Annotated in this window: 5 protein-coding genes and 2 tRNA genes; 5 read left to right on the top strand and 2 right to left on the bottom strand. The window is 69.5% G+C overall.

The genetic code is table 11. The features are described 5' to 3' along the window. Window positions 1–377, bottom strand: a 377-nt coding sequence (locus NQ160_RS18670; protein WP_257516618.1) for an NAD-dependent epimerase/dehydratase family protein, incomplete at its 3' end; no start/stop codon positions are given. A gap of 234 nt (window positions 378–611) precedes the next feature. Here NQ160_RS18670 and NQ160_RS18665 point away from each other — a divergent pair. The 5 genes from NQ160_RS18665 (at window position 612) to NQ160_RS18645 (ending at window position 4,361) form a co-directional block, all read left to right on the top strand. After that, window positions 612–1,733: a hypothetical protein gene (locus tag NQ160_RS18665; RefSeq protein WP_257516617.1), complete on the top strand. Its 1,122-nt coding sequence runs from the start codon at window positions 612–614 to the stop codon at window positions 1,731–1,733. Between the two features lie 78 nt (window positions 1,734–1,811). After that, window positions 1,812–2,636, top strand: coding sequence for an inositol monophosphatase family protein (locus NQ160_RS18660; RefSeq protein WP_257516616.1), 825 nt, complete (start codon window positions 1,812–1,814; stop codon window positions 2,634–2,636). A gap of 150 nt (window positions 2,637–2,786) precedes the next feature. Beyond that, window positions 2,787–4,127 carry a M23 family metallopeptidase gene (locus NQ160_RS18655; RefSeq protein WP_257514494.1) on the top strand — a complete coding sequence of 447 codons (1,341 nt, stop codon included), beginning with the start codon at window positions 2,787–2,789 and terminating at the stop codon, window positions 4,125–4,127. A gap of 65 nt (window positions 4,128–4,192) precedes the next feature. Beyond that, window positions 4,193–4,264: transfer RNA gene (locus NQ160_RS18650), tRNA-Thr, on the top strand. 23 nt (window positions 4,265–4,287) lie between these two features. Further along, window positions 4,288–4,361, top strand: a tRNA-Met gene (locus NQ160_RS18645). A gap of 96 nt (window positions 4,362–4,457) precedes the next feature. On the opposite strand, the gene NQ160_RS18640 is transcribed toward NQ160_RS18645, so the two are convergent. Beyond that, on the bottom strand, window positions 4,458–4,785 hold a 328-nt coding region (locus NQ160_RS18640), incomplete at its 5' end, for a zinc-binding dehydrogenase (RefSeq protein ID WP_257516615.1).

The raw sequence follows: 4,785 nt of genomic DNA, 5'->3' as shown, positions 1-4,785 counted from the left end.
CAGCGCTCGGCGAACTCGGCGAAGTACGAGCCGTAGACGACGAATGAGGTCACACCGGCCTGGCGGGCGAGGCGCGCCATGCGCTGGGTGGGCAGAACGTTGGCGCGGTAGAAGAAGCCCGCCGCGGGCGCCTGCGGCGCGATGCGCTCGTCGGCGCCGGCGGCGTAGGCGACGGCATCCACACCGTCGAGCAACGCGAGCAGCTCATCGTCGGATGCCGTGGCGACGTCGCAGTACACGTACTGCACGCCGTCGAGCGGGTGGGCGGTCTCGGGCGGCAGCGAGATGGAGAGCACCTCATAGCCGTGCGCGAGGAGTTCCTGCGCCGTGGCGCGTCCGAGGAGGCCGGTGCCGCCGATGATCGCAACTGTGGACATGATGTATCCCTTCGTGATGGGTCAGTTCGCAGTTGTCATCTACGCAGCTGGCCTGTGGTCTGACCACAGCCTATAGGTTTCCTATGATCAGCGCGCGACCACTCGCGCCGGAAATATCCCTCCGTTGCCGGCCTCTTCGGCTGGGCGCGAATTGTACGCGAAGTGGTTCGAGCGTTCCCGGCGTGTCAGGATGGGGGGATTGCCGCGGTGTCGCGCCGCGGGAGAGGACCGACGATGACCCAGCCCATCACCAGCCCCGCTTCCGCAAAGCTGCTGCGCGCCGCAATCTGGGTCGCGATAGGCGCCCTGATCGCCGCAGCGTTCGTCTGTGTCGTCTGGGTGCTGTTCGGACCCGAAGAGCGACTCGTCGCCCGTGCATTCCTCACCATCCTGCTGCTGGCAGGCTTTGCCGGCGTTGCGATCCTCGAGGCCCGACTGGCGCCCGGCCGTCCGGCCTGGTTCGCGCTGGCGAGCATGGCCACCTGGGTCCTGACGCTGCTGATCGGCGCGTTCATGATCTGGATGCCGGAGCCCGACCGTTACTTCGGAGTCGGTGTCGATCGGTTCTTCCGGTTCCTCCTGATCGTGCTGATCCTGCAGCTGGCCCTGCTGCACGTGCGCCTGTTCACCAAGGCGCACGCCCGCTACGCGACGACCTTCACAACCACAGTGACCTATGTGACCATCGGACTCGTCGTCATCCTGGCGGTCATGCTGGTGCTGCCGCTGTTGCTGTCGGACTACCTCGAGTTCGAGGCGATCTACTGGCGGATCGTGGTCGCGCTGGCCATTCTGGCGGCCGTCGGCACCGCACTGGTCCCGCTCGTGAACGTGCTGTTCGCGCCCAAGCGCGAGCGCCCCAAGGCCGCCGCCTACGCCGGCGGACCCGCTCAGCCCCAGGCCGCACAGTGGCCCACGTACGCCGACGGTTTCACGCCGCTCCCCGTCATGCCTGACGGATCGCCGGACTGGAACGCGTACTACACCGGTTACCCGACCTACCCGCAGAACTACGCCGCCGCCGCGCCGGCCCCGCAGGCCATCGCGCAGCCCCCGGCCTACGACCCCCACGCCGCCCAGGCTGCGCCCGCGCAGACCGCAGACTGGCCTTCGCCGCAGGGCGAGGCGCCGCAGCAGCCGCAGGCGTATGCGCAGCCCGAGGGCCAGGAGTCCGAAGGTGCGATCGCGCGGGAACAGTACGAGGGCGACCAACCGTCCGAAGAGACGCGGCCGTCGACGCGCGCACCCGGTCAGCAGCCCTCGCTCAAGGGACAGACGGATGCTGCCGCTCCGGCGCCCGGCACCGACGACTTCCCGCCGGTGCCCCCGCGCCCGCCGCTGCCCCCGCGCCCCTGAGGCGTCACGCCCTGGCGGCGACAGGTGCACCGGCCCGAAGTGACGGGCCATGGCCGGCGTGCGCGTAGCGTGGTGCGCATGAGCCTGCAGCAGGAACTGGGAGCACTCGCCGTCGACATCGCCCACGAGGCGGGCGCGCTGGCACGGCGACGCCGCGAAGAGGGAGTGTCGATCGCCGCGAGCAAGTCCGCGCTGGCCGACATCGTCACCGAGGCCGACCGCGAGGTGGAGAACCTCATCCGCGAGCGGATCGCCGCGGCCCGGCCGGGGGATGGCTTCCTCGGTGAGGAGTCTGCCGCGGAGAGGGGCACCACCGGGATCACGTGGGTCGTGGACCCGATCGACGGCACCGTGAACTACGCCTACGGCATCCCCTCCTATGCCGTCAGCATCGCGGCGGTCTCGGGTGAGCCCGACCCCCGTGAGTGGCAGGCGCTCGCCGGGGTGATCCATGCGCCGGCGTTGGGCGAGCTTTTCCACGTCGTGCGCGGGGAGGGCGCGTGGCTGGGAGGGCAACGGCTCAAGGTGAACGCCGAAGTGAATCCGGCGGGATCTCTGCTGGCCACCGGGTTCGGCTATGACCCGGCCACCCACGCCGCACAGCTGGAGATGCTCGGGCGGGTCATGCCGCTCGCGCGCGACATCCGCCGCATCGGCGCGGCGTCGCTCGATCTGGCCTATGTCGCCGCGGGGCGCCTCGACGGATACTTCGAGCGCGGCCTTCACCCGTGGGACCACGCCGCCGGCGTGCTGCTGGTCGAAGAGGCCGGTGGCGTCGCCGCAGGCGTTCCGGGTTCCGCGCCCACGCGGGAGATGACCATCGTGGGAAGCGCTGAGCTTGTCGCCAGGCTTTCAGCCATCGTTTTCGCCGGCGCCGCCGGGAACAAAGCGACGACTCCGTAAGCGAGCTGAGCGCGACGTGGCATTCGGCGTCCGCGCGGGGTAGTGTTTACCTGATCGTTACTTTTCTCGCCCGAACGAGAACAGTGACGTCACCCCCCACCCGAAGACGTCCCTCGTCCCCGCGAGCGGCCGACCCGAGAGCCCCCTGATTTGACCCTCGACGCCCCGTCGGCCGTCGCCGCGCCTCTGCGCCGCTCCAGCCGTATCGTCACCACGCCTGCACCGCAGCCGGAGCGCGTGCTGACCCGCGCGGAGCTGCGCCGCCGGGCCGCTCGGCAAGCCGAAGTCCACGACCGGCGTATCGACGCAGACCCGGCGACGCCCGCTGCCCCGCGCGAGCAGGCGCAGTCCGATGTCGCAGCGGCGGATGCCGCGCAGACACACGCCGCAGAGCTGGCTGTCTTCCTGGTCGCTGCGGCCACAGTGGAGCTTCCGGCCGCGCTGGAGAACAGCGCCGCAGTTCTCCCTGAGGTTCAGGATGACGCTCACGACGACGCCGGTGCCATGCCGGTGGCATCCACCTTCCCGATCGCCTGCGCCGTGCCGCCGGCCGCCGTCCCCACTTCGCGACGAGCGCGCCGCGCGGCCGGTGCGTCTGCGCCGGAGAAGCTCGCCTCGGATGAGTTCGAGCGTGCGGCGCGCCTGTTCTGCTTCGAGGGTGGGGCGTCCGCCCCGGCGCCTGCTGCGGCGCCGCGGCTGGCTCGACCCGGGACCATCGCCCACACAGCCGGCGACGCGGCGCGCCCACCGCGCATGGCGCTGGCACGTCGACGACTCGCCGCGGCATCCGCCTCGCTCGGCGCCATGAGCGTGGTGGGTCTGCTCGCCATCGGTCTGACGACGCCCGCCGGCGCGATGGCGTCGGTGGCCGGCAGCAAGCCCGCCGGCGCCGCCTCGACGTCGCTGACGACCGCGGCGTCGTCCTCTCAGGACCACGAGGAGATCCAGGCGTTCGTGTCGTCGGCCTCGAATGAGAGCGTCGACCTGGCGCGGGACGAGACGTACTCGACGGCCACGATGGCCGACCTGGCGGCAGGCTCCGGGGTTCGCAACTTCGACAACTCGTTTCTGAACAACCCGAACTCGCCCGTGCAGTGGCCGTTCCCGGTCGGGGTGCCTTACACGTGGGGCTTCCAGATGCGCGACGGCAGCATGCACCACGGCATCGACTTCGTTCCTGGTCAGGGCGCCGAGATCCACGCGATCGCCGACGGCACCGTGCGCGTCGCGACAGAGGCCGGTGGCCTGTACGGCGTCCATGTCGTCGTCGATCACGTCGTCGATGGCGAACTCGTCTCGAGCCACTACGCACACATGGAATACGGCTCGCTGCGGGTGAAGGCGGGCGACACCGTCAAGGTCGGCGACGTGCTCGGCACCGTCGGTGACACGGGGTACTCCTTCGGCGCGCACTTGCACTTCGAGATCTGGCAGAACGGGACGACGAGGATCGACCCGCTGGAATGGATGCGCGATCACACCGCCGGGTGAGCTCGCGTTTCAGAGCAGGCCGCGGCTCTGATATCCTCTTCTAGTTGCCTGCTTGCGGGCAGCACGCCCCGATAGCTCAGTGGCAGAGCACTTCCATGGTAAGGAAGGGGTCGTCAGTTCAATCCTGACTCGGGGCTCGCAGCATCCACCGGATGCACGCGGCAGGGTAGCTCAGTTGGTGAGAGCGCACGACTCATAATCGTGAGGTCGCGGGTTCGAACCCCGCTCCTGCTACCGAAGAGAAAGCCCCGGATCCCCGGGGCTTTCTTCGTAGGTTCGCGGATCACGGTCCTCTCGTCGTGGCCGCGCAGGATGCTCCTGAGACCCGGGTCACGCCGTGATCAGCACCTTCAGCGCCTTCGTCTCCGCTGCGCGGCCGAACACGTCGTACGCCTCCTCGATCCTGTCGAGCGTGAAGTCGTGGGTGACGAACATCGACGCCTCGAGCTTGTGCTGCTCGACGAGCTTGAGCAGGGTGTCGGTGGTGTTCGCGTTGACCAGCCCCATGGTGATCGCGATGTTCGCGATCCACAGCCGGTCGATGGGCAGCTCGACCGGCTTGCCGTGCACACCGACGTTGGCCACGACGCCGCCGGGGCGCACGATGTCCAGCGCAGCGGCGAAGGTGGCGGGGATGCCGACCGCCTCGATGGCGACA

The sequence above is a fragment of the Microbacterium sp. zg.Y909 genome, from assembly GCF_024626565.1.
This window is presented reverse-complemented; position numbering and strand designations above follow the sequence as displayed.